Raw genomic sequence first — 23961 nt, 5'->3', positions numbered from 1 at the left:
CTGGTCAGTCCAGCGTCCAGACATAGGTCAGGCTGGTCCAAGTGGCTTCGGTGATGGCTTCGCCGTTGGTCGTCTTGAACTTGCACTGCGACAGAGACTTGCGCGCAGCCTTGTCCAGCTCGCTCGAGCCGCTCGACTTCTGCAACTTCGATTCGATCACCCGGCCATCGGTTCCTACCAACAGCGCCAGCTGCACGGAGCCGTTTTCGCCGCGTCGATAGGCGTTGGGCGGGTATTCCGGTGTGGCGCAGGCGCGCGTATCCATCACCACGGCGGGACGCGCCGCCTGGCTGGCGCTGGCCGCGCTGGCGGCGACCGGCGCGCTCGCCCGGCTCGCTTCGGCCACGGCCCTGGTCTCGCTGCGCGCGGGCTCGGGGGCGGCCGTGCGCTCGGCCTCGTCTTTTGGACGAATGTTTTCGGCCGCCGGGGCGGGTTTGGCGGCCTGTGCGACCGGCGCGGGCGCGGCGCCCGCCTTTGCCGTCTCGGCCGGCTTGGCCGGTGGCGGCGCCTGCTTGGCGCTGGAGGGCGCGGCCGGCAGATCCAGCTTGTGCAGGCCCAAGCCCATGTTTTTCAACATGGCCGTCAGGCGCTCGAACTCCGACGCCTTGATGGGGGCGCTGGGCGCGGCCGGCGCTTTCTGGACGGCGGCGGGCTTGGACACCTCCGCAGCCACGCCATCCTTGCCTGCCGGCTTCTGGGCCAGGTTGTCATCGGCAGGCTTGGCTTTGGTGGTTTCTTCCGGCACGCCGGCGGCCGTCCCGGGGGCGTACATCGCCGCCTGCTCAATGCGCAACATCGACTGATTGTCTTTCCACAGCAGCCACAGGAGCGGCAACATCACGACCATCGCCAGTGCGAACACCAGGGCGGCCACCCGCGCCGCCCGGCCCCTGACGAAGTGGCCAAGTTGCTGGCGCAGCGTGCCTGTTTCCTCCCGGGCTTTACCGGCCGGCGTTTCCGGTGCCGTGCGCGTGCCCCGTCCCGATTGTTCCGGAGCAGAGGACTCATAGGGGACGGGGGCGCTGTCATCGTCGACGGACGCCTGAAAAGCGAATTCCGGCGACCGGAAGCGCTGTTCGCTCAGCATTTGCAGATCGTACAGTTCGCGCTGGTCCGCATCGGACAACACGCTGTAGGCGGCATTCAGCCGCGCCATCATCCGCGCGGCCTCAGCGTTGCCGCTGTTCTTGTCCGGATGGTGCTTCTGCGACAGCGAACGATAGGCCGCGCGGATCACCTCGGGGGGAGCGTCGCGCGTGACGTTGAGACTTTCGTAATGGCTGTGGAATTTTGTCATGGTTTCTGGCGCCCCCAAACGGCTGGAACTTGTAATTTTGTTCAGCAACGCAAGATACTATATTGAAATCAAGATTTGGTCTGGGGTTCCGTACCGTGGCGATGGAAAAATGACTTAAATACAACAGTTGTGGAATATACACACCGGGCGGCGTGCCGCCGGCCCGCCTCACCAGCGTTTCGTAAACAACGCTAAACATCATGCCAACTTTGAAAGTTTGTAGAGCCGCCGTGGCTTCTTCTGTATAAATCTTTCTGGTTGGAATGCGGTACCCATCGATATACAACCAGTAATTCAGCCGTTTAGGAAATTCCAGTTCCACCGGCGATGGCGCCCTGCGACCAACACATAATAAAGCCCAACATCGGGCACGACCTGGAGATAGCACATGACACGACAAAACCCCCACGCATCACGACAGCGCCGCTGGCGCAAGACGCCCATCGCCACCGCGCTGAGCCTAGGACTGCTGGCGCTGGCCAGCGCCCATGCGCAAACCGCATCCACCGATAAACCGGCCGAGAAGGCGGCCGACAAGAACGCCGACGCCAAGCCGGTCGAATCGGTGGTCGTCACCGGCTACCGCTATGCGATCGAGAAAAGCCTCGACCAGAAGCGCAACGCCAACGCCATCGTCGACGTGGTCACCGCCGAGGACATCGGCAAGTTCCCCGACAAGAACGTGGCCGACGCGCTGCAGCGCGTGCCGGGCGTGATCATCGACCGCAGCGGCGGCGAGGGCAAGAACGTCAGCGTCCGCGGCCTGTCGTCGGAACTGACCCTGACCCAGCTGAACGGCAACTACATCGCCACGGCCGAGTCCAACGGCGACCCGACCCGCTCGTTCAACTACATGCTGATGCCGGCGAACATGCTGTCCAGCGCCGAGCTGTTCAAGACGCCGGAGGCGCGCATCGACGAGGGCGGCATCGGCGGCACCGTGATCCTGCACACGCGCCGTCCGCTGGAGGTCAAGTCCGGCTCCGGCTTCGTTTCCGCCGAGGGCACCTGGGCCGACACGACCAAGAAGACCGACGGCCAGTTCTCCGGCCAGTACGCCTGGCATGACGAGGCCAACCGTTTCGGCGTGCTGGTCGGCTACACCCAGCAGAAGCGCACCACGCGCACCATGGGCGCCAGCACCGAGAACTGGCAGTGGTACGGCGACAACTACAAGACCCATCCGGCGACCGACGTCAACGGCAAGCCGTCGGACATGAACAGCTACTGGTGGGGCCAGTCCGGCTTCAACGACCAGAACGGCAAGCACTACACCAACTTCATGATGCCGACCTCGGTCGACTTCGACGTCAAGAGCGAGGACCGCGAGCGCAAGGGTGGCCAGCTGACCCTGCAAGCGAAGCCGATGCGCAACCTGACGCTGACCGGCAACTACTTCCGCTTCGACCTGTCGCAGAACTCGCAGACCAACACGCTGAAGATCCCGGAATGGAACCTGGCGCGCTACGACGGCGACGGCAACTGGCCGGGCGGCCGCCTGCTCGACGGCCTGACCTTCGACCGCAGCGGCACCATCGTCACCGGCGCGCAGTACAGCGCGCACGCCGGCAAGGCCTACTATTGCAGCGGCGACCAGGCCAAGGCCGGCGGCCTGAGCAACACCGGCGGCTTCGGCCCGGACGACTGCACCATCCCGACGCCGCAGATCACCGGCAGCTACAACCGCGAGAAGGCGCTGTCGCAGACCGCCGACATCGAAGCCGAATGGCACGGCGAGTCGCTGGACGCGACCTTCAAGGCCGGCCGCACCTGGGCCGGCGGCGGCCCCGAGCTGCAGTTCGGCATGCCGATCAAGCCGCGCCTGCAGAACGCCGACGGCAGCTGGACCCTGGGCAACTACGCCAGCGCCTGGAGCACGGCCGGCAAGCCCACCATGACGTTCTCGCCGCAACTGATGGACAACCTGCAGAAGGGCATCGGCGAGATCGACCTCGGCTCGACCTCGTCCTCGTGGACCCGCAACAGCACCCAGCAGAAATACGCCCAGGCCGACTTCACCTGGCACAGCGACAGCAAGTGGCTGGACTCGCTGCAGTTCGGCGGCAAGTACCGCGACGGCGGCACCAGCCGCAGCACCGGCAACAACTACTGGGTGTGCAAGGGCGCCAATCCGGCCGACTACGACAAGCGCTACCAGGCCGGCTGCGACGCCACCGCCAACAAGTTCCAGCCGCAGTTCCTGTACAGCGAATCGCTGGGCAACCTGGCGGGGGGCATCAACGCCAGCGCCTTCCCGGCGATTAACTACCCGGCCTACATCGCCTACCTGAATCAGACCTACGGCGCGATGCAGACCCGCAACGAGGACAACTTCGTCTACAACGTCAACGAGAAGATCGCGTCGAGCTACCTGCAGGCCAACATCAAGACCGACCGCCTGCGCGGCAACGTCGGCCTGCGCGTGGTGCGCACCCGCCAGCACGCCGACTCGACCGACCGCGTCGACAACTACAACGACTACTTCTTCAACGGCCCCAACGGCGCTCCGGCGCCTTGCCAGGCGGGCGGCCTGCCGGCGGTCGGCGCGCCTGCCGGCTCCGGCTGCACCAGCGGCTTCACCCGGCTGCCGGACAGCACCGCGCGCACCTCGTCGTTCGTGGTCAGCTCGCTCGACCGCAGCTACACCGACGTGCTGCCGAGCCTGAACCTGGCCTACGATCTGCGTCCCGACCTGCTGCTGCGCGTGGCGGCATCGAAGGTGGTGTCGCGGCCGAGCTACAGCGACATCGCGTCGCCGGGCGGCCTGCAGTACTACAGCCAGGAATACGTCAACGACCGCCGGCTGATCGGCGGCGGCGACAAGCAGGGCTGGTTCGGCGAGGGCAGCAACAAGCAACTGGAACCGTACAAGGCCAACCAGTTCGACGTCGGCCTGGAGTGGTACTTCCAGCGCGGCTCGGTGCTCGGCGCCGACCTGTTCCGCAAGAACGTCAGCAACTTCGCGGTGCCGGTGGTGCGCGACGTGACCATGGACATCGGCGGCAAGAGCGTGACCGTGCAGAACTACTCGACCTCCGCCGGCGGCCGCAACGGCGTGTCGCAGGGCATCGAGATGTACGCCCAGCACACGCTCGCTTCCGGCCTCGGCTTCCAGGTCAACTACACGTACAACAAGACCAACCAGGCGGCCATCACGCTCGGCGACGGCACAGAGATCGGCAAGTCGCAGCTGGTGGGCAGCGCGAAGAACCAGGCCAACGTCACCGTGTTCTACGAGACCGACCAGTACCTGCTGCGCGCCTCGTACAACCGTCGCGGCGAAGTGGTGGGCGGGCTGGTCAACGGCTTGAACGTCTACCAGGATCCGTACAGCCAGGTCGACGTCAACGTGGCGTACAACGTGACCAAGCAGCTGAGCCTGACCGCTTCGGTGTTGAACCTGACCAGGCAGGAGGCCAGCTCGCACCTGGGCAGCGACACCAAGGACCGCTTCTACTCCAACGGTTACACCGGTCGCATCGCGTACTTCGGCGCGAACTACAAGTTCTGATGTTCTCCCCGCTCCCTCGCGCCCGCCGGTGCGAGGGAGAGCCTCATGTCGGCCGTTGCCAGTCCTGGCGACTGCCGACTTTTTTTGCTTGAGGAAGCGATCTATGAATTCCAACCCAAACAACCGTATCAAGCGCGTGGTCGTGGTCGGCGGCGGCAGCGCCGGCTGGATGGCGGCCGCGGCGCTGGCCACCTATCTCGGCAAGCAGGCCTCGGTGCGCCTGATCGAGTCGGAGGAAATCGGCATCGTCGGCGTGGGCGAGGCCAGCGTGCCGCACATCCGCATGTTCAACGCGCAGATGCTGGGCATCGACGAGGCCGAGTTCGTCAAGCGCACGCAAGGCACGGTCAAGCTCGGCATCCAGTTCCAGGATTGGTCGCGCATCGGCGACAGCTACATCCACGGCTTCGGCGTCATCGGCCGTTCGCTGGGCCCGCTGCCGTTCCATCAGTTCTGGTTGAAGCTGTTCCAGTCCGGACGGGCCGCGCCGATCGGCGAGTACTCGCCGCAGACCGTGATGGCGCCGCAAGGCAGGTTCGCGCGCGGCGACGGCAATGCGCCGGCCGGCTCGCCGCTGGCCGACATCGCCTACGCCTATCACTTCGACGCCAGCCTGTACGCGCGCTTCCTGCGCGAGCTGTCGGAGCAGCGCGGCGTGCGGCGCACCGAGGGCAAGATCGCCGGCGTCAACCTGCGCGCCGGCGACGGCCATGTCGAATCGGTGACGATGGAAAGCGGCGAAGTGATCGAAGGCGAGTTGTTCATCGATTGCTCGGGTTTCCGGGGGCTGCTGATCGAGCAGGCGCTCAAGACCGGCTACGAGGACTGGACCCATTGGCTGCCGTGCGACCGCGCGCTGGCCGTGCCGTGCGAGCGCGTCGATCCGCTCACGCCGTACACGCGCGCCACCGCGCGCGCGGCGGGCTGGCAGTGGCGCATTCCGCTGCAGCACCGCACCGGCAACGGCTACGTGTATTCGAGCCGTTACATCGGCGACGACGAGGCCGCCGCCACGCTGCTGGCCAACCTCGACGGCAAGCCGCTGGCCGATCCGCGCCAGTTGCGCTTCACGCCCGGCATGCGCAAGAAATTCTGGAACAAGAACGTGGTGGCGCTGGGATTGGCCAGCGGCTTTTTGGAACCGCTGGAATCGACCAGCATCTACCTGGTCCAGTCCGGCATCAGCCGCTTGCTGGCGCTGTTCCCCGGCGCGGATTTCAATCCCCTGTTGGCGGAGCGGTTCAACCGCGAGTCCGCGTTCGAATACGAGCGGGTGCGGGATTTCCTGATCCTGCACTACCACGCGACCGAGCGCAACGACACGCCGTTCTGGGACTACTGCCGCACCATGTCCATCCCGGATAGTTTGCGGGAGGCGATGGAACTGTTCCGCAGCGACGGGCGTTACTTCCGCAACGGTGAGGACTTCTTCGCGCTGCCGAGCTGGGTGCAGGTGATGCTGGGCCAGCGCATCATGCCGCGAGGCTACCACCCGATCGTCGACGATATGCCGGAGGATAAGCTGGCCGGCTACGTCGAGGACATGCGCCAGACGCTGGCGCATGCGGTCGCGTCGATGCCGACGCACGGGGAGTGGATCGACCGGTATTGGAAGGCGCCCGCGCCATAACGGGGAGGGCGCTCCATTTCATTTCAGTGGCGGTTGGACCTTATTTTCTGGCGTAGTCCGTCAGTTCCCAAAGGTGCCGGTTGTGGGGATGGCCTTGCAAGTTCGTGTCGTTGTACTCCAGCTTGACGTAGTTGTTGACGGCCGGCGCATACCACACGGTTTCGTTCAACTGCCCGCTACCGCCACGACGGCTTACTTGCTCTCCCTGGAAATAGCCCACCACAGCGATTTTTAACGCATCGAATTCGCCGGCGGGTACTTTGACCTTTTCCCAGCCCACGACCTTGCCCTCGAACTGGTAACGCCAGCGCTTGCCGGCCGCTGCGTTGTCCCCGCTGGCGGTGCTTTTCCATTCCTTCCCCACTTCGAGTGGAAAAGCGTAGCGGACGAAGGCTTGATCGAGGTGCGTCTTGCCGAGGTCGAACGGATTCATTTCCCGGGTGAAGCGCGTTTGAGCAACCAGCGCTCCGGTGGCCGCGTGCTTGATGTCGGCCAGGATATCGCTGTCGTTGACAGCGGTGACCTCCGTCCGGTTCAGATCGCCAGGCTCATTCTTCCAGAGATCGGTGAGCTGGTAGGTCCAGCTATCGCCCACCGAGATCTTCGGGGCCGCGACCGGGGCGTGCTCGTCCGCCGCGGCCAGACCGGAACAGAGCAGGCCCAGGGCCAGCACGGCGCTGTTGATGTGGCGTTGCATAGGGATTTTCCTTTCCTGTGGACTGCGCATTAACGAACGCCGACAAACGCCGAGGTGCCTGTGCGCGTCTGATCGATCAGCGCGATGGCCAACTCCTGCTGGCCGTTCGGCAAGGCGTAGCTGATGGCGATGCCGTTCAATGACGCGCCCGCCAATATGCACGGCGAGGCCCCGTAGGTAAGGCTCACATCCAGGATGTTCTTGCCGGAGCTGCGCGGCTTGATGGTTCCGCTGAACAGGCAGCCGCTCGATATCCCGCTGAATGTGCCGGCGGCCGCGATGTTGAGCGTGGTGGGGAATCCGCGCAACGAACTCAGGCTCCAGTTGCCGGTGACTCCCGCCAGGTTGGCCGCTGTGTTGTAGTTGTAGATGGCGCCACCAATCGGCGCGCCGGTAAAGGAGACCACGCTGGTGCCTTCAGTCAGCGAACCGTTGAAGCTGCTGCCGGCCACATAGCTGGCGCTGAGCGCCCCTGCGGTCACCGAGCCGCTGGCCGATGCGTCTTTCACATCCGTTGCCGAGAAGCTGCCGTTGTTTGAGCTGCCATTACCCTGCAAAAAGCCGCTGACCGCAAAAACATTGTTGCTACCGGTGTTCCCGTACAGCGTGTAAATTTGGCCGTTTTCCAACACCAGGCTATAGTGCTGCCGGCCATCCGACATGGTGCCGAAGTATGCGCCTTCCGCGCTGGCCGGCGGTGGCGCGGAAGCGCTGCTGCCGCCCCCGCCACCACCGCCGCATCCTTCAAGAGCCAACAATAAAATGGCCAGTGTTGAAAATGCTGCTTTCTTTCCGTACATTCCGCTCCCTTTCTTAAAGAATTCCATATGGAAACTTAGTGTAACTAGTTTTATGTGAATTGGATACTTCCCACAATTGCGGAGTTGGCACGACTTTGTTCTTGCGGCGCGGAGGAGGGGCAAGGTGCGGGAGCTGGCGGTATTGGAAGGTCGCAGCGCGTTAGCGCAAGTTGACCAGCCTGGGGCGGGTGCCGGGCTTGTGCGGGCTGGCCGGCGTTGCCTGCGTCAGCCTGAGCATCTTGCGGATCAGGGCTATCCATTTCACGGCGCGTTCTCCTGTGACGGTCCCTCGAATACCGGCCTGAAAGAACTGCGCTCGTAGCTGACGATGCAGCGTGTGTCGTCGGCGTAGCGGAAGGCCGCCTGGCATTCGGCATCGGTCTGGCTGGTGCTGCGGTACTGTTCATACGCGGCCAGCGTCGGGAAGCTGAACAGGGCCAACGCGATATTGTTCGCGCCTTCGGAGGGCATGAAGTAGCCGTGGTGCCGGCCGCCCAGGCGATTGACCAGGGGAATCCACAATTTGCCGTAGTGCTCGAACTCGGCCAGCTTGTAGGGATCGATGACGTAGCGGAGGTAGATCGTGACCATGTTGTGATCCTTGTGAGATGTCAGTAAGTTAATGTTAGAATCATTCGCGCCGGGTAACAATCGGCGTCCATGGACATGCACTACTTCCTAATATTCATCAATCGACCGTGAAACTGCTTCCTGAAATGGTGGTGTTTGCCAAAGTCGTCGACCACAGCGGCTTCGCGGCGGCCGGGCGGCAGCTGGGCATGACCGCGTCGGCGGTCAGCCGTTGCGTCGGCCGGCTGGAGGCGCATCTGGGCGTGCGTCTGCTCAACCGCACCACGCGCTCGCTGTCGCTGACCGAGCCGGGCGCCGAGGTGTATGCCGATTGCGCCCGCATCGTCAACGCGGCGCGCGACATCGAAGCCCAGGCCGGGCGCTACGCCAGCCATCCCACCGGCACCCTGCGCATCACCGCGCCGATGGTGTACGGCGACATCTGGCTGGCGCGCCAATTGTCGTCGTTCTTGATCCAGTGGCCTGACGTGAAGATCGAAATCGAATTGAGCGACCGGCTGGTGGATCTGGTGGAGGAGGGGATGGACCTGGCGATCCGCGTGGCCGTGCCGGGGACGCTGGCGCCGGGCATGGTGGCGCGGCCGTTGTGCGCCATGGCGTACGTGATCGTCGCCACGCCGGCCTATCTGCGCCAGCACGGCACGCCGGACCGGCCGCAGCAGCTGGCGGCCCACCGCTGCATCCACCTGGGATTCGGCGCGCTGCGCAGTCAGCTGGGCATGCGACGCGGTGGCGAGGAGCTGGTGGTGGAGATCGACGGTCCGCTCAAGGTCAACAGCAGCATGGCGCGGCTCGCCGTGGTGGAGGGCGGGGTGGGCATCGGCATCGTGCCGGACTTTATCGCCGCGCCGGGCGTGGCGTCGGGCGCGCTGGTGCGCCTGTTCGCCGACTGGACGCTGACCGGCGCCTACGCCGAGCGGATGGTCTATGCGGTCTATCCGCCGACGCGCCACCTGCCGAAGAAGGTGCGCGCGTTGATCGACCATTTGGTGAGCTGAGCGCCTGGAGCGCGGGCGCGCGATGACCGGGTTATTTGGTCGCCGCGGCCAGGTAGCCCACCAGCGCCTTTAGTGCCGCCTCGTCGCTCATGCCGGAAAACGGCATGCGGGTGTTGGGCACCACGGCCTGCGGATTGCGCAGGAACTCGGCCAGGTTCTTCTCGTCCCAGACGATGCCGCTGCGCTTCATCGGCCCGGAGAAGCGGAAGCCCTCGACCATGCCGGCCGTGCTGCCCAGCAGGCCGTGCAGGGTCGGGCCGACGCCGTTCTCGCCGGCCTTCAGCGAATGACAAGCGATGCATTGTTCGAAGGCTTTCTTGCCCAGGTCATCGGCATGGACGCTGCCGAGGGCGGTCAGGCACAGCAGTCCGGCGGCCAGTGATTTATGCATGGATCAGTTTCCCAGGGCTCTTGACATAGACGTTCTTGATGATGTCGGCCGCCATGTAGGCGATGGCCGCCACCGGACCGGTCGGGTTGTAGGCCGAGTTGTGCGGGAACAGCGACGCGCCCATGATGAACAGGTTGTCGACCTCCCACACCTGCCCGTATTTATTGGTCACCGAATTGCCCGGATGGGTGCCCATGATGGTCCCGCCGGTGTTGTGCGTGCTCTGGTAGGGCACGCTGCTCCACGACTTGCGTTCGGTGGCCTTGGTCAGGTGCGTCGGATTGAGCGAGGCGGCGATGCGGTTGATGATGTCGGCCGAGTGCGCCGATATCCTGCGCTCGTTGTCCTGGTAATCGAAGGTCATGCGCATCAGCGGCGCGCCGAAGCGGTTGCGGTAGGTCGGATCGAGGTCGAGGAAATTGCCGCGGTTCGGCATCACGGTGCCGGTGGCGGTGATGTTCATGCTGCGGTCGTACCACTTGGCCGTTTCCTGCTTCCATGCGCTGCCCCAGGCCGGCACGCCGCCCGGCGTCGGATGCCACTGGATGGGACGGCCGCCATACATGGCCGTGCCTACGGTCGAGCCGCCGACAAAACCGAACGGCGTACGGTCGAAGTCCCAGTTGCCGTGGAAGTCGTCCATGATGGCGCCGATGCCGGCGGTCGCCATGTACGGATGAAAATAGCGGTCCTCGAAGAACAGCATCGCGGCGCTGCCGGTCTGGTAGCAGTAGTTCTTGCCCAGCAGGCCCTTGCCGGACACGGGATCGTAGATCTTGCCTATGCCCGACAACATCATCAGGTGGACGTTGTTCAAGCCGAACGCGCAGAGCACCACCAGCTTGGCCGGCTGGAAGCATTCCTCGCCGGTGACGGTGTTGGTGTAGGTGACACCGGTGGCCTTCTTGCCCGATGCGTCGCGCTCGACTTTGGTCACCCACGAATAGGTGCGCAGCTCGAAGGTGTTTTGCCGCAGCGCCGCCGGGATCACCGTCATTTGCGCGCCGCCCTTGGCGTTGGCCTCGCAGCCGAAGCGTTCGCAGTGACCGCAGTATTGGCATTCGCCGAACTTGACACCGTCCGGATTGGTGTACGGCACCGACGCGTTGGCGGTGGGGCGCGGAAACGGATGGTAGCCCATCCTGGTGGCCGATTCCGCGAACAGCTCGCCCGCGTGGCCGTAGATCAGCGGCGGCATCGGATACTCGTTGCCGCGCGGCGCTTCGAACACATTGCCGCCGGCGATCTTGCGGCCCTTGATGTTGCCGGCCTTGGCCGAGATCCCGGCCACCTTCTCGAACTTGTCGTAGTACTTTTCCAGCTCCTGGTAGGTCACGCCCCAGTCCTGGATCGTCATGTCTTCCGGGATGTACTTCTTGCCGTACCTGGTTTCGTAGTTGCTGCGGATCTTGAAATCGTTGTCGTTCCAGCGCCAGGTATGGCCGTTCCAGTGTGTGCTGGCGCCGCCGACGCCGGTGCCCATCAAGTAGGAGCCGAGACGGCGATAGGGGAGCGCGGTTTCCGAGCGCTTGTTGCGCACGGTCTCCGTATTGTCGGTCGTGTTGACCATCATCGACATGCGCTGGCCGACGGCCAGTTCGTCGCGCATGCGCGGCACGCTGAAATCGTCCGGCGTGTGCGGGCCGCCGCGTTCCAGGCAGACCACGGTCATGCCGGCTTCGGAAAATTCCTTGCCCAGGATGCCGCCCGTCCAGCCGCCGCCGACCAGCACCACATCCACTTCCTTGTATCTCTTCATCGGTGTTCCTATCAGCTCAAGTCGGCGATGCCGGCCGGCTCGGGCCGGTACGGTTTGTTGGAGAACTTGACGATGTTGACCTTGTTCGCCGTGTTGACGCCCGGATAGCCGACCATCTTCCAGCCCAGCTTGTTCTTGTTGCCGCCGTAAATAGGATCGGCAAACATCGCTTCGTAAAACATTTGCAGCAGTTGCGCGAAATAGGTGGCCGCCGGCACGCCGTTGGGCAGCTCGATCTTGCCGCCTTGCAGACCCTTGAGCACGGCCTCCTTGGTATCGGCAGGCAGCCGGTCGAACGGTTTGCCATAGGTCGCGGCGCAGTAGCCGGCCAGGCCCTCGGAGCCGGCGCGGAACAGCTGCGCAGGCGTCATGCCCAGCTGATAGCCCTGGTTGGCGGTGCCGTTCTTGAACGGTCCCTGCAGGTAGAGGCGGTCGCCCTGGCCCCAGTTGCCGCCCAGCGCGCGGTCGTAAAAGATGTTCAGGCCCATGTCTACGCCGTTCGGCGTCAGGGGATCGGCCGGGCACATGTGATTGACCAGCGCTTCGACAAAGGCTTGCTCGTCCGGACGCAGCCACAGGTAGCCGGGAGGCGTCTCGATCGCCGCCCCGGCCGACGCCGGATCGGCCGCAGCGGCGGGCAGAGGCAGGGCGGCGGCGCCGACTGCGCCGGCCAGGGATCGTAACAAAAAGTCACGACGAGGTTGCTGGTCGCTGGTGTCGCTCATGTATGGCGTCCATTCGTGAAATTCGGAAAGACTCATATCCTACGGGATAAGTTTCTGCGAGGACACCATATTTTTCACCTAAATTGTTTCAGCATTGAAACAATATATCTACCAAAAGTGTATTGCCATAAGGAAATATTGAGCGTATTCTCCCGCTTTGCCGCTATGCACGGCTGGCCATTGCCCACCTTCTTCTTCAGGACGTACCCACATGGTTTTCATGAAAAACGCCAATATCGGTAAGAAAATTACCATCGTCTTCGGCATCGTGCTGGTCGTTTCCAGTCTGACGACGGGCGTCGGCCTGTGGCAGTTGAGCAAGATGCGCGCGTCGACCAAGGAACTGCTGGAGATGTCGCTGGCCAAGGAGCGCCTTGTCAGCGACTGGTACCGCATCATCTTTGCCGGCGCGCGCCGTACGCTGGCCATCGCCAAGAGCAGCGACAACGCGCTGGTGGACTTCTTCGCCGCCGATTCGGCCCAAGGCACCAAGGACGCGGGTGAAACGCTGAAGAAGGTCGGCGTGTTGCTGACCTCGGAGAAGGAGACAGCACTGCTCAAGGGCATCAGCGACGCGCGCGATACCTACAATGTGTACAAGGCCAGCGTCACCAAGGCCAAGGCCGCCAACGACAATGACACGGCCAGCGGCGTGCTGACATCCAAGTTCATGCCCGCCGCGGATGTCTACCAGCGGCGCCTGCGCGACCTGGTGGCCTTCGAACGCGAACAGATCGATGAGAGCGCGAAAGAAATCGACGCCGCCGCCACCATGAGCTTCAGCCTGCAACTGGCGCTGACCGTGTTCCTGGCGCTGCTGGTGGTGATATGCGGCGCTGCGCTCAAGAGCAGCATCGTCGGTCCGTTGCACTATGCGATCAGCGTGGCGCGCCGCGTGGCCAAGGGGGACCTGACGGCCGACGTCACCGTCGATTCACGCGACGAGGCCGGCCAGTTGCTGCAGGCCTTGAGCGAAATGAACGCCTCGCTGCGCGGCCTCATCACCGAAGTCATACAAAGCGCCGACACGATCAACAGCGCCTCCGGCGAGATCGCCCAGGGCAACGCCGACCTGTCCACCCGCACCGAATCGCAGGCCGCCAGCATCGAGGAAACGGCCAGTTCGATGGAAGAGCTGACCGCCACCGTGGCCCACAACGCCGACAACGCCGGCCAGGCCAACAAGCTGGCGCTGGGCGCCACCTCGTTGGCGACCAAGGGCGGCGTCGTCGTCAATCAAGCGGTCGCGACGATGGCCGAGATCAAGCAGGGTTCGCAACGCATTTCGGAAATCACGGCCATCATCGACGGCATCGCGTTCCAGACCAACATCCTGGCGCTGAACGCGGCGGTGGAGGCGGCGCGCGCCGGCGAGCAGGGCCGGGGCTTCGCCGTCGTCGCTTCCGAGGTACGCAACCTGGCCCAGCGCTCGGCGGCGGCGGCCAAGGAAATCAGCGTGCTGATCAGTGATTCGGTCGAGAAGGTCAACACCGGCAGCAAGCTGGTCGACGACGCCGGCGCAACCATGACCGACATCGTCAAGTCGATCAAGGAAGTGGCGCAGATCATGACCGAAATCACGGCCGCCACGCGCGAGCAGAATACCGGTCTTAGCAGCATCAACCAGGTCATTGCCGAGATGGACAACTCGACCCGCATGAACGCGGCCATGGTCGAGGAGGCGTCCGCCGCCGCGATGAGCATGCAGGACGAGGCCACTCGCCTGAGCAAGGCCGTCAGCGCCTTCCGCACCTCAGGCCGCCCTGGCCATGGTGGAAGTCTCCAGCTGGCTTTGCGCTGAACAATCGTAAGGGCCTGGTCGGGGTGAGAGGATTCGAACCTCCGGCCTCTGCGTCCCGAACGCAGCGCTCTACCAGGCTGAGCCACACCCCGACTACGTCTTAATTACATCAGAATTTTGCGGTTTTTTCAACTGCCGCTCCCCCGCCTGAACTCCCAATGTGTGACTAAATGCCAACGCCTGCCCCGGGAATGGCAGGTTTCTTGCTTTGCAAAAAGATCAAGATGATTAATATGGTTAAATATACCAATACGCATTAATTTGGGGCGGCGCCCTCACTGACAAGGGAAGGTCTGGCAATGAAAACACGGCAAAAACTGATGTGCGGCGCGGTGGCGGCGGCGATGGCGGGTTCCGCCTGGGCGCAAACCAAGCAGTCCGACGAGATCGAAGTGGTCAAGGTGACGGCGCAGAAGCGCAAGGAAGATCCGGCCAAGGTGGCGATGAGCATCACCGCCGTCACCGGCACCCAGCTCCAGGCCGAGCACGTCAACGACTTCACCGACCTGACCCGCGTGGTGCCCAACATCTCCTTCACCGCCGCCAGCGGCAACGGCGGCGCCGGGCCCGGCACCGAGAACATCGAGATCCGCGGCATCAGCTCGACGGCCGGCGCGGCCACCGTCGGCATCTATCTGGGCGATGTCTCCATCACCGTCGGCAACGTCTACACCATGGGCACGGTGGAGCCCAAGTTCTTCGACATCGACCGCGTCGAGGTGCTGCGCGGCCCGCAGGCCACGCTGTACGGCGCCAGCTCCATGGGCGGCACCATCAAGTTCGTGCCGAACGAGCCGGACTTGAAGGAGCGCGAATTCACCACCTACGGCGAGCTGTCCAACACCAAGGGCGGCAGCGGCAACTACGCGGCCAACATGGTGGCCAACTTCCCGCTGATCCAGGACGAGCTGGCGCTGCGCATCGGCGTGCAGGCCCAGCACACGGGCGGCTACATCAACCAAGTCGACGGCGACGGCAATGTGCTGGCCCACGACATCAACAAGCTCAGCGACCAGGAGCTGCGCGTGGCGCTGAAGTGGAAGCCGATCCGCTCGGTGACCGTCACGCCGTCGGTCTACTACCAGAAGGTGGACGCCAAGGACATCGCGGCCTTCAACCTGGACCGCCCTTACTACCAGGCGCAGAAGCAGGTGCGCGAGCCGTCCAAGGACACGCTGCTCACGCCCAGCGTGACCGTCAACTGGGACATGGGCACGATGGACCTGACCTCGGCCACCAGCTACTTCGAGCGCAAGTTCGACCGCACGCAGAACGGCTCGGCCTACAACAGCTATTCGCTGTCGACCTTCCTGACCTCGACCGACGACGGCGGCAAGGCGCCGCCGGAGCTGATCGCGGCCATCGCCGGCCTGCCGTCGGCGGTCTACCTGAACAACCAGGTGCGCCAGGTGTCGCAGGAGTTCCGGCTCGCCTCGCGGCCATACGACGCGGCGGTGTCGCCGTGGACCTGGCTGGCCGGCACCTATTTCTCGAACCAGCACACCAACATCATCGAGAACGATCCGATCTTCGGCGTGACCGACACCTTCAAGAGCTTCGGCTTCGACATCGCCGACCCGGACCTGCTGCCCGGCGCGCGCCCCGGCCAGTTCCCGAACGATAACTCGTTCGCCGGCGCCTTCCACTTCCGCGAGAAGCAGAGCTCGGTCTTCGGCGAGGTCAACTACTACTTCACGCCGACCGTGCACGCGACCGTGGGCGCGCGCTACCTGAAGGCCGATTCGACGCTCGACCAGCGCAACGGCAACTACCTGGCCGGCGCCGGCAACAACAGCAGCGCGGCCTCGTCGTCGAAGGCGTTCACGCCGAAGTACGCGCTGACGTGGGAAGTCAATCCGACCAACACCGTCTACACCAGCGTGGCCAAGGGCTTCCGCCTCGGCGGCAACAACATCTACGTGCCGCCGACCACCTGCGCCCAGGATCTGGAGGCGAACGGCCTGAGCAAGGGGCCGGATTCGTATTCGGCCGACAGCCTGTGGAGCTACGAGGTGGGCAGCAAGTCGCGCTTCCTCAACAACCGCGTGTCGGTCAACGCCGACGTGTTCTACGTGAAGTGGAAGAACATCCAGCAGGGCGTGTACCTGCCGACCTGCGCCTACACCTACAACGCCAACGCCGGCGACGCCACCAGCAAGGGCTTCGAGTTCGACATCAAGGCCAAGCCGATTTCCGGCCTGACCCTGACCGCCTCGGCCGGCTACGTGAAGGCCGAGCTGTCGAACGACGAGGGCTCGCGCAACGGCGTGGTGGGGGCGGTGGCCGGCGCGCAGGTGCAGGGCGTGCCGAAATATAACGCGGCCATCAACGCGACCTACAACTTCGCGGCCTTTGGCGACAAGAGCGCCTACGTGATGGGCGGCATGCAGTGGGTGGGCGCCAGCAAGGGCTCGCTCAATCCCGACCAGACCGACTACAACCGGCCGTCCTACCACAGCACCGACTTCAGCGCCGGCATGTCCATCGACCGCTACAACGTGAGCGTGTTCATCAAGAACGCCTTCGATACCGACACGGTGATCCAGCATCCGCAGGTGGCGTCCATCGTGCAGGGATACCGGCTGGCGCCGCGCAGCATAGGCGTGAGCGTGGCGGCGAAGTTTTAAGCGATAATGCTGCCTTTGAATTGACACGCAAAGGCAGCATCATGAGCATCACGATTTATCACAACAACGCCTGCGGCACCTCGCGCAAGACGCTGGAGGCGATACGCGCCACCGGCGTCGAGCCGGAGATCGTCGACTACGTCAAGAACCCGCCGTCGCGCGAGGCGCTGAAGGCGATGATCGCCAAGGCCGGCCTGAGCGCGCGCGCCGCGATGCGCGGCAAGGGCGACTTGTATGAAGAACTCGGCCTGGCCGACGCCTCGCTGTCGGACGACGCGCTGCTCGACGCCATGATGGCCCATCCCATCCTGATCAACCGCCCGTTCGTGGTGAGCGACAAGGGCGTGCGCCTGTGCCGTCCGTCCGAGCTGGTGCTGGAACTGCTGTAGTGAAGCGCCCGCCGCGCTGGCTGCCATGGCTGGTGTTGGCCGTCACGTTGGCCGCGGCGCGGTTCGCGCACGCGTGGCCGGTGCCGGCCGGCTGGGACCTGACGTTCCAGGCGCAGCGGGCGGAGGAGCCGGCGATACACGAGGGCTGGAAGCTCTACCGGGAGATCGACAAGCGCGCCTGGCAGATGCGCCTGATGCTGCAGCAGGTGCCGCTCGATCACCCGGATGCGGTCGTGTTCGTGCAGGCCGACAGGCACCGGCACGGCCTGTTCGTGCAGGCGGAGCGCGCCTATCTGATGCAGGACCGGAATATGGCGTCGTTCGACGTGCGCCCGGTCGACGCCGACGAGGCGCGCCGCCTGATCGGCCGCTACGCCGCCCATGACGGCCCGACGCTGGGCGAGCCGTCGCGCGAAGCTCTCGCGTGCAGCTCCAACGTCGCCAGGTCGGTGGTGAACCTGCTCGTCGACGGCAAGACCCGGCAATACTGGCTGTCCGGCGCGGACTACTGTTATTTCAAGACCGACCTGCTGGCGCCGCTCAAGGAGATGATGTGCGCCGGCCACTGCTACGCCAGCAAGGTGATCGACCGTTGGGCGACGACGCTGGAACGCGATATCAAGAATTTGCCGGCCACCGGCCCTGTGACCGGCGTGTCGCCGGGCGACCCGCTTACCGGCCTGACGTCGCGGGCGCCGGTGCTGCGGGACGCGGCGGCCGTGCTGCGCGACGGCGGCACGCCGGAAGCCATGTGCTACCAGCTCAACCAGTTGCTGGACCTGCCGTCGCCTACGCACAAGGGGCAGGGACGCGACTACAGGGATGGCGACGATGCCGAGATCACCGCCGCCACGCTGGCGCTGCTGGGACGGCTCGACCCCGGCTGCACCTACAAGACCGGCCATCCGATGCTGCACATACTGGTCCGGCGCAGCTCGCCGGCGGTGATCGAGCTGGCGCTGCGGCGCGGTTTTCCGGTGAACCAGGAGCAGGAGATCGATTTCCGTACGCCGCTCGACGAGGCGATTTCCGAGAAGCGCGAGGACGTCCAGCAAATCCTCCGGCAGGCCGGCGGCGTGAGCCACATCGCGGCCGGCAAGTAGGCGCGGCCACAAACAAAAACGGCGCCTAAGGCGCCGTTGTCGTTCAGTGCGTGCGGTTGACCGAGAAGTGGGCCAGCTGCAGCAGCGATTCCTTGTAGACGCTGTCGGGCAGGTCGGCGATCGCGGCGGCGGCGCGTTCGGCCGCCGTCACGGCCTGCTGGCGCGTGTAGTCCAGCGCGCCGCTGGTGGTGATCGCGGCCAGGATGGTGTCGAAGTGCTGCTCGTCGCCCTGCTCGATGCAGCTGCGCACCAGCTCGCGCTGTTCCGGCGTGCCGTTCTCCATCAGGTAGATCAGCGGCAAGGTCGGCTTGCCTTCGCGCAGGTCGTCGCCGACGTTCTTGCCGATCTCGTTGGCGTCGCCGGCGTAGTCGAGCACGTCGTCGATCAGCTGGAAGGCCGTGCCCAGCGAGCGGCCGTATTCGCCGGCCGCTTCGATCTGCGTATCGTTGCAGCCGGAGATCAGCGCGCCCAGCTCGGCCGCCGCCTCGAACAACTTGGCGGTCTTGGAGCGGATCACCTGCAGATAGCGTTCCTGGTTCACGTCCGGGTCGTGCATGTTCAGCAGTTGCAGCACCTCGCCCTCGGCGATGACGTTGGTGGCGTCCGACAGGATCTGCATCACGCGCATATTGTTCAGGCCAACCATCATCTGGAAGGCGCGCGAGTACAGGAAGTCGCCCACCAGCACCGAGGCGGCGTTGCCGAACAGGGCGTTGGCGGTGGCGCGGCCGCGGCGCAGCGACGATTCGTCGACCACGTCGTCGTGCAGCAGGGTGGCGGTGTGGATGAACTCCACCACTGCGGCCAGCTCGTGGTGCGCCGTGCCCTTGTATGCGTAGGCGTTGGCCACCAGCAGGACCAGCACCGGCCGGATGCGTTTGCCGCCGGCGCTGATGATATATTCAGCAATCTGATTGACGAGACTGACCTCGGAATGCAGTTTCTGGCGGATCACCGTGTTGACCGCGTCCATGTCGGCGGCGATCGTGTGGGCGATATTGTTTTGGGTGGCGTTTTGGGTAGCGGCAGACAAGGCGAACCTGTGCGGTAGACTATTGGTGCCGAGATTATACGTCATGCCCCCGCCAAGAGGGGCATAGACCCCCTTTCGAGGCAACATGTTTGCCAATTATGTAACGCGGGGATGGCGGCAAAATTGTCGACATACCACGCCCGCCGGCATTTGTGAATAGTTTTTGACGCGAAATCCCATCCCATGTATAATCAGCGGTTCCCCGGTTTCCATGCATGCGGTTGTGCCGGCGCCGGACGGAATTTTCTTAACATTTGATGAGGTTTCAAATCATGTACGCGGTCATAAAAACCGGTGGCAAACAATACAAAGTTGTCGCTGGCGAAAAACTTAAAGTAGAACAGATACCGGCAGACATTGGTTCCGAACTCACCATCGATCAGGTCCTCGCCGTTGGCGAAGGCGAGAGCATCAAATTTGGTGCTCCTCTGGTTGAGGGTGCAAAGGTACTGGTTACTGTTGTGGCACACGGTCGTCACGATAAAGTGAAGATTTTCAAGATGCGTCGTCGTAAGCACTACCAGAAGCATCAAGGCCATCGCCAAAATTACACCGAAATCCAAATCGTATCGATCAACGGCTAATCGCCGTTTGCCCGAGAATTAGTATCCAAGGAGTCTTAAATGGCACACAAAAAAGGCGGCGGCACAACGCGAAACGGTCGTGACTCAGAATCAAAACGCCTGGGCGTTAAGGTTTATGGCGGTCAATCGATCAATGCTGGTGGCATCATCATTCGTCAACGCGGCACGCCAGTGCGCGCCGGCGAAGGTGTTGGCATGGGCAAAGACCACACCCTGTTCGCTCTGGTGGACGGCAAGGTCAAGTTCGTAGTCAAGGGCGAAGGTTCGAAGCAATTCGTTACCGTCGTTCCAGCGTAAATAACGCTACCGGCCTGGTGCGCTAGCCGCACAGGCTGTTTTGTAAGGCGCAAGCCTTCAATCGAAAGGCTCTGCCCACGGTAGAGCCTTTTTAGTTTTATGGCGGTACATCATGAAGTTTATCGACGAAGCAAAAATTGAAGTAATCGGTGGTGACGGCGGCAATGGTTGCGCCTCCTTTTGCCGTGAAAAATTCCGCCCGTTCGGCGGCCCTGACGGCGGCGACGGCGGCAAGGGTGGCTCGATCTGGGCCGTAGCGGACCGTAACATCAACACCTTGGTCGATTTCCGCTTCTCCAAGATGCACCGCGGTAAAGACGGCGAGCCTGGCCGTGGCGCCGATTGCTACGGCAAGGGCGCGGACGACATCCACCTGCGCATGCCGGTCGGCACGCTGATCATCGACGACGCCTCCGGCGAAATCCTGGCCGATCTGACCGAGCACGGCCAGATGGAACTGCTGGCCAAGGGCGGCGAGGGCGGCTGGGGCAACATCCACTTCAAGACCTCGACCAACCGCGCCCCGCGTCAAAAGACCGAAGGCAAGGAAGGCGAACGCCGCGAAATCCGCCTGGAACTGAAGGTGCTGGCCGACGTCGGCCTGCTGGGCATGCCGAACGCCGGCAAGTCGACCTTTATTTCGGCCGTGTCGAACGCGCGTCCAAAAATTGCCGATTACCCGTTCACCACCTTGCACCCGAACCTGGGCGTGGTCCGCGTGTCGCACGAGAAGAGCTTTGTGATCGCCGACATTCCCGGCTTGATCGAAGGCGCTTCCGAAGGCGCCGGCCTGGGCCACCAGTTCCTGCGCCACCTGCAGCGCACCGGCCTGCTGCTGCACATCGTCGACCTGGCGCCGTTCGAGACCAACGTCGATCCGGTCAAGGAAGCCAAGGCCCTGGTCAACGAGCTGAAGAAGTACGACGAGGCGCTGGTCGACAAGCCGCGCTGGCTGGTGCTCAACAAGCTGGACATGGTGCCGGAAGAGGAGCGCGCCAAGCGCGTCAAGGACTTCGTCAAGAAGTTCGGCTTCAAGGGCCCGGTGTTCGAGATCTCCGCGCTGAGCCACGACGGCACGCAGGAGCTGGTCAACGCCATCCAGAAACACCTGGAAGCCAAGCGCCACAGCGAGCAGCGCGCGGAAGAAACCCAGATGACGGAAGAGGCGCGCGGCATCTCGTCCATCGATCCGGACGATCCGCGCTTCAAGATCCTCGACTAATCCTCGACGTTTCCTATGTATTAACGGCATAATCACTGATCAGCTGATTATGCCTTTCCATCTCGGCGCCCGTCCCGCCATCGCGGGGCGCGACCGTTATCGGCAGAGCCGGGCGAACCGCCCGCCAAATCACAGCATTGAACCCTCTTTCATCCGCTTGTTTTGAGAATTGTCGCGCCATGAATTCTGTCATCCAAAAAGCTACCCGCATCATCATCAAGGTCGGCTCGTCGCTGGTCACCAACGACGGACGCGGGCTGGACCACGCCGCCATCGCGCGCTGGGCCGCGCAGATCGCCGCTTTGCGCACCCTGGGCAAGGAAGTGGTGCTGGTGTCGTCCGGCGCCATCGCCGAGGGCATGCTGCGGCTGGGCTTTGAGCAGCGCCCCACCGACATCCACGAATTGCAGGCCTGCGCGGCCGTCGGCCAGATGGGCCTGGCGCAGATCTACGAGACCAGCTTCCGCGCCCACCAGCTGGGCACGGCGCAAGTGCTGTTGACCCACGCCGACCTGGCCGACCGCGAACGCTACCTCAACGCGCGCTCGACGCTGACCACCCTGCTGCGGCTGGGCGTGGTGCCGATCATCAACGAGAACGACACCGTCGTCACCGACGAGATCAAGTTCGGCGACAACGACACGCTGGGCGCGCTGGTGGCCAACCTGATCGAGGCCGACGCGCTGATCATCCTGACCGACCAGCAGGGCCTGTACAGCGCCGATCCGCGCAAGGATCCGTCGGCCGTGCTGATCCAGCAGGGACGCGCCGGCGACCTGGCGCTGGAGGCGATGGCCGGCGGCGCCGGCAGCAGCCTGGGGCGCGGCGGCATGCTGACCAAGATCCTGGCGGCCAAGCGCGCCGCCAAGTCGGGCGCGCACACGGTGATCGCCTACGGCCGCGAGCACGACGTGCTGGAGCGGCTGGCGGGCGGCGAGGCCATCGGCACCGAGCTGGCGGCGCAGACCGGCCACCTGACGGCGCGCAAGCAGTGGATGGCCGATCACCTGCACACTGCGGGCCAGGTGGTGCTGGACGCGGGCGCGGTGCAGAAGCTGAGCAAGGAAGGCAAGTCGCTGCTGCCGATCGGCGTGGTGGAGGTGAAGGGCGAGTTCGGGCGCGGCGCGGTGATCACCTGCGTCGGCGCGGACGGCGCACCGGTGGCGCGCGGCCTGTCGAACTACACCAGCGCCGAAACGCGCCGCATCATGCGCAAGCCATCGAGCGAGATCGAGGCCGTGCTCGGCTTCGTCGAGGGACAGGAGCTGATCCACCGCGACAACCTGGTGCTGGTATAAAAAAGTTTCAGGTCTCATGATTTCATCGTCTATCCCGCCGGCTGCCGCCGCATCCGCGACGGCCGCGTGGCCGGCACGGACGCGGCGTCCGCTGCGTACCGCTTTCGTGTTGTTGATCTTCGCCATCAGCCTGGTGCCCGCCATCGCCACCATCTGGACCGGCGCGTCGAGCGCCAGCGACCTGCTGGAGATGCGCCCGCTGGCGCCGCTGCCGACCCACTGGGAAGGCCGCTGGTTCGACTTCGACAAGAACTACCGCAATTTCGAAAAAGGTTATTCCGACCACCTGGGCCTGCGCAGCCTGATGGTACGCACCAAGAACGAGCTCGATTTCAGGCTGTTCAACTCCTCGCGCCGCGTGTACTTCGGCAAACAGGACGAGATCTATGGACACAAGATCTCCGACATCGAGCTGCCGGCCACCGAGCACGCGCTGGACGCGCCGGCCAAGGCCGAAGCGGTCTACCGCGCGATGCGGCAATTGGCGGCGCGGCTGGAGGCGCAGGGAACCACGCTGGTGCTGCTCACGCCGATCAGCAAGCAGTACTTCACGCAGGACCGCATTCCGCGCTTCATGCCGCGCCTCCCGCAGCAGTCGCATTTCATGCAGCTATACCGGCGCTTCCAGCAGACCCCCGAGTTCCATTTCGTCGATGTCGAGGGCATCATGGCGGCCTCGCAGGGGAAGTTTCCGCTCTTCTTCCGCCAGGACTTCCACTGGACCGATCTGTCGGCGCTGAAGGTGGCCGAGGCGGCGACCAACACCATCGCCGGCCTGGAAGGCTTGCCGCCCGCATGGCGCCACGAGCTGGCCTACCACGATGAGGCCTTCGAGGGTTCGGAATCCCGCTTTGCCGGACTGCTCAGCAGCAAGCCGCTGCAGGAGCCGATGCTGACCAAGACCTGGCAGGATGTCCACCAGACCACGCCGATGGACGCCCACCAGACCGGGTTCGAATTCATCACCGACAGCGTGAAGGGGCGCGGCCTGCTGCCGCCCACCTGCTTGTACGGCAACAGCTTCGGCGACGGCATGACGCGCGCCGGTTTGCAGGATCATTTTGAGCAGTTCTTGCGGCTTGACCGCGAAATGTTCATCCTCGACACGCCGCAGGCGACACGTGGCCGCTGCAAATACCTGATTGTGCAGATGCTCGACAGCTCGGCCGGCATCTGGATCGAGCTGGCCAAATAATCGCTTAACTCTG

General features: G+C 64.0%; 20 protein-coding genes and 1 tRNA gene. 12 read left to right on the top strand and 9 right to left on the bottom strand.

Annotation, left to right across the window (positions count from 1 at the left end):
- Window positions 1–4 precede the first annotated feature (4 nt).
- On the bottom strand, window positions 5–1297 hold the full coding sequence (locus HUX88_RS05650) for a TonB family protein (RefSeq protein ID WP_176361128.1): 1293 nt from the start codon (window positions 1295–1297) through the stop codon (window positions 5–7).
- A gap of 388 nt (window positions 1298–1685) precedes the next feature.
- On the opposite strand from HUX88_RS05650, the gene HUX88_RS05645 reads away from it, so the two are divergent.
- Together HUX88_RS05645 and HUX88_RS05640 are read left to right on the top strand one after the other, a co-directional pair.
- Window positions 1686–4808 (top strand): TonB-dependent receptor, encoded by a 3123-nt coding sequence (locus HUX88_RS05645; protein ID WP_176361127.1) that lies wholly within the window; start codon window positions 1686–1688, stop codon window positions 4806–4808.
- 103 nt (window positions 4809–4911) lie between these two features.
- Window positions 4912–6438 (top strand): tryptophan halogenase family protein, encoded by a 1527-nt coding sequence (locus HUX88_RS05640; RefSeq protein WP_176361126.1) that lies wholly within the window; start codon window positions 4912–4914, stop codon window positions 6436–6438.
- A 40-nt stretch (window positions 6439–6478) separates the two neighbouring features.
- Here HUX88_RS05640 and HUX88_RS05635 read toward each other — a convergent pair whose 3' ends face one another.
- The 3 genes from HUX88_RS05635 to HUX88_RS05625 all read right to left on the bottom strand — a co-directional run bounded on the left by HUX88_RS05635 (window position 6479) and on the right by HUX88_RS05625 (window position 8526).
- Entirely contained in the window at window positions 6479–7135 is a 657-nt protein-coding gene (locus HUX88_RS05635; protein WP_176361125.1) for a hypothetical protein, read from the bottom strand.
- A 29-nt stretch (window positions 7136–7164) separates the two neighbouring features.
- Window positions 7165–7962, bottom strand: a complete 798-nt coding sequence (locus HUX88_RS05630; RefSeq protein WP_176361124.1) for a hypothetical protein — start codon at window positions 7960–7962, stop codon at window positions 7165–7167.
- A gap of 234 nt (window positions 7963–8196) precedes the next feature.
- Window positions 8197–8526, bottom strand: coding sequence for an NIPSNAP family protein (locus HUX88_RS05625; protein WP_176361123.1), 330 nt, complete (start codon window positions 8524–8526; stop codon window positions 8197–8199).
- Window positions 8527–8633: 107 nt separating this feature from the next.
- Between HUX88_RS05625 and HUX88_RS05620 the strand changes: the two genes are divergently transcribed.
- Window positions 8634–9524 (top strand): LysR family transcriptional regulator, encoded by an 891-nt coding sequence (locus HUX88_RS05620; RefSeq protein WP_373886753.1) that lies wholly within the window; start codon window positions 8634–8636, stop codon window positions 9522–9524.
- Window positions 9525–9555: 31 nt separating this feature from the next.
- On the opposite strand, the gene HUX88_RS05615 is transcribed toward HUX88_RS05620, so the two are convergent.
- The 3 genes from HUX88_RS05615 to HUX88_RS05605 are packed head-to-tail and all read right to left on the bottom strand — an operon-like array spanning window position 9556 to window position 12399.
- Entirely contained in the window at window positions 9556–9915 is a 360-nt protein-coding gene (locus HUX88_RS05615; RefSeq protein WP_176361122.1) for a cytochrome c family protein, read from the bottom strand.
- Complete coding sequence (locus HUX88_RS05610; RefSeq protein WP_176361121.1) at window positions 9908–11674, bottom strand: GMC family oxidoreductase; 1767 nt, start codon at window positions 11672–11674, stop codon at window positions 9908–9910. Before HUX88_RS05610 ends, HUX88_RS05615 begins: the two co-directional genes overlap by 8 nt.
- Window positions 11675–11685: 11 nt before the next feature.
- Window positions 11686–12399: a gluconate 2-dehydrogenase subunit 3 family protein gene (locus HUX88_RS05605; protein WP_176361120.1), complete on the bottom strand. Its 714-nt coding sequence runs from the start codon at window positions 12397–12399 to the stop codon at window positions 11686–11688.
- A gap of 211 nt (window positions 12400–12610) precedes the next feature.
- On the opposite strand from HUX88_RS05605, the gene HUX88_RS05600 reads away from it, so the two are divergent.
- Complete coding sequence (locus HUX88_RS05600; RefSeq protein ID WP_176361119.1) at window positions 12611–14200, top strand: methyl-accepting chemotaxis protein; 1590 nt, start codon at window positions 12611–12613, stop codon at window positions 14198–14200.
- A gap of 15 nt (window positions 14201–14215) precedes the next feature.
- On the opposite strand, the gene HUX88_RS05595 is transcribed toward HUX88_RS05600, so the two are convergent.
- Window positions 14216–14292, bottom strand: a tRNA-Pro gene (locus tag HUX88_RS05595).
- A 207-nt stretch (window positions 14293–14499) separates the two neighbouring features.
- Here HUX88_RS05595 and HUX88_RS05590 point away from each other — a divergent pair.
- The 3 genes from HUX88_RS05590 to HUX88_RS05580 are packed head-to-tail and all read left to right on the top strand — an operon-like array spanning window position 14500 to window position 18319.
- Window positions 14500–16827, top strand: coding sequence for a TonB-dependent receptor (locus tag HUX88_RS05590; RefSeq protein WP_176361118.1), 2328 nt, complete (start codon window positions 14500–14502; stop codon window positions 16825–16827).
- Window positions 16828–16868: 41 nt separating this feature from the next.
- Complete coding sequence (gene arsC, locus HUX88_RS05585) at window positions 16869–17216, top strand: arsenate reductase (glutaredoxin) (RefSeq protein WP_176361117.1); 348 nt, start codon at window positions 16869–16871, stop codon at window positions 17214–17216.
- On the top strand, window positions 17216–18319 hold the full coding sequence (locus HUX88_RS05580; RefSeq protein ID WP_176361116.1) for a hypothetical protein: 1104 nt from the start codon (window positions 17216–17218) through the stop codon (window positions 18317–18319). The genes arsC and HUX88_RS05580 overlap by 1 nt, the downstream gene beginning before the upstream one ends.
- Window positions 18320–18362: 43 nt before the next feature.
- On the opposite strand, the gene ispB is transcribed toward HUX88_RS05580, so the two are convergent.
- On the bottom strand, window positions 18363–19352 hold the full coding sequence (ispB, locus tag HUX88_RS05575) for an octaprenyl diphosphate synthase (protein WP_161092579.1): 990 nt from the start codon (window positions 19350–19352) through the stop codon (window positions 18363–18365).
- A 272-nt stretch (window positions 19353–19624) separates the two neighbouring features.
- On the opposite strand from ispB, the gene rplU reads away from it, so the two are divergent.
- The 5 genes from rplU to HUX88_RS05550 all read left to right on the top strand — a co-directional run bounded on the left by rplU (window position 19625) and on the right by HUX88_RS05550 (window position 23948).
- Window positions 19625–19936 (top strand): 50S ribosomal protein L21, encoded by a 312-nt coding sequence (gene rplU / locus HUX88_RS05570; RefSeq protein WP_008445658.1) that lies wholly within the window; start codon window positions 19625–19627, stop codon window positions 19934–19936.
- A 39-nt stretch (window positions 19937–19975) separates the two neighbouring features.
- Entirely contained in the window at window positions 19976–20233 is a 258-nt protein-coding gene (rpmA, locus tag HUX88_RS05565) for a 50S ribosomal protein L27 (protein ID WP_008445659.1), read from the top strand.
- Between the two features lie 112 nt (window positions 20234–20345).
- A complete protein-coding gene (gene obgE, locus HUX88_RS05560; RefSeq protein WP_161097895.1) occupies window positions 20346–21455 on the top strand; it encodes a GTPase ObgE in 1110 nt (369 codons plus the stop codon).
- Between the two features lie 179 nt (window positions 21456–21634).
- The gene (gene proB / locus HUX88_RS05555; protein ID WP_117013157.1) at window positions 21635–22753 is read left to right on the top strand and encodes a glutamate 5-kinase; all 1119 of its coding nucleotides are present in this window, start codon (window positions 21635–21637) and stop codon (window positions 22751–22753) included.
- Between the two features lie 16 nt (window positions 22754–22769).
- Window positions 22770–23948 carry a hypothetical protein gene (locus HUX88_RS05550; protein WP_176361115.1) on the top strand — a complete coding sequence of 393 codons (1179 nt, stop codon included), beginning with the start codon at window positions 22770–22772 and terminating at the stop codon, window positions 23946–23948.
- The last annotated feature ends 13 nt before the right edge of the window (window positions 23949–23961 follow it).

The sequence above is a fragment of the Duganella sp. BJB1802 genome (assembly GCF_013369445.1).
In the GTDB taxonomy this organism is placed as follows: Bacteria; Pseudomonadota; Gammaproteobacteria; order Burkholderiales; family Burkholderiaceae_D; genus Rugamonas; species Rugamonas vulcania_A.
This window is presented reverse-complemented; position numbering and strand designations above follow the sequence as displayed.